General features: G+C 63.3%; 1 protein-coding gene. It reads left to right on the forward strand.

All coding sequences use genetic code 11. The features are described 5' to 3' along the window. Window positions 1-267, forward strand: a 267-nt coding sequence (locus tag SB717_RS36385; RefSeq protein ID WP_410907888.1) for an alpha/beta hydrolase fold domain-containing protein, incomplete at both ends; no start/stop codon positions are given.

Below are 267 nucleotides of genomic sequence, written 5' to 3' on the forward strand. Positions count from 1 at the left end.
TACCTGGCGCTCCCCGAAGACGCCTCCATCTACGCCGCGCCAGGCCGCGCCGAAGACCTCTCCGACCTGCCGAGCGCTTACATCCTCGCAGTCGAGCTTGATCCGCTTCGCGACGAGGCGCTCGATTACGCCACCCGCCTTCTCGCGGCCGGCGTAAAATTCGAACTGCATCACGTGGCTGGCGCTTATCACGGCTTCGATCACGACGTTCCAGACGCGGCAATCTCTCGTCGCTGGATGAACGACCAGTCAAGCTATGTCCGACGC

The sequence above is a fragment of the Priestia sp. SIMBA_032 genome, assembly GCF_046535215.1.
Classification (GTDB): Bacteria; Bacillota; Bacilli; order Bacillales; family Bacillaceae_H; genus Priestia; species Priestia aryabhattai.